Below are 424 nucleotides of genomic sequence, written 5' to 3' on the forward strand. Positions count from 1 at the left end.
CCGTTGGCAGCAATGGCATATTCGCTGTTGAGATGACCACCGAGGGTTTTGGCGAGCACATTGGACGCGATGGTAACATGCGAACCAAATATACCGAAGGGCCATGGGTGTATAAACGAAAAGATCTTTATTATCTGGTTTATGCCGCTTCCGGTATCCCGGAATATATTGCCTACTCAACTGCACCATCCATCAAAGGCCCATGGACTTATAGAGGTTACATCATGGAAAGAGCGCCTCACCTGGCTTTTACAAACCACCCGGGAATCATCGACTTTAAAGGAAACTCCTATTTCTTTTATCACACCCATGAGCTTTCGGGTGGCGAAGGATTTAAACGTTCAGTAAGTGTGGAGCAGTTTGAATACAACGCAGATGGTTCCATTCCGCTTATTATTCCTTCCAAAGAGGGCGTGAAAAAGAG

1 protein-coding gene is annotated in these 424 nt (G+C 46.0%); it reads left to right on the forward strand.

Annotation, left to right across the window (positions count from 1 at the left end; all coding sequences use genetic code 11):
• A partial coding sequence (locus C6366_RS21215; RefSeq protein WP_146164958.1) for a family 43 glycosylhydrolase occupies positions 1-424 on the forward strand: 424 nt, incomplete at both ends.

Origin of the sequence: Desulfonatronum sp. SC1, from assembly GCF_003046795.1 — a bacterium.
Taxonomy (GTDB): Bacteria; Desulfobacterota; Desulfovibrionia; order Desulfovibrionales; family Desulfonatronaceae; genus Desulfonatronum.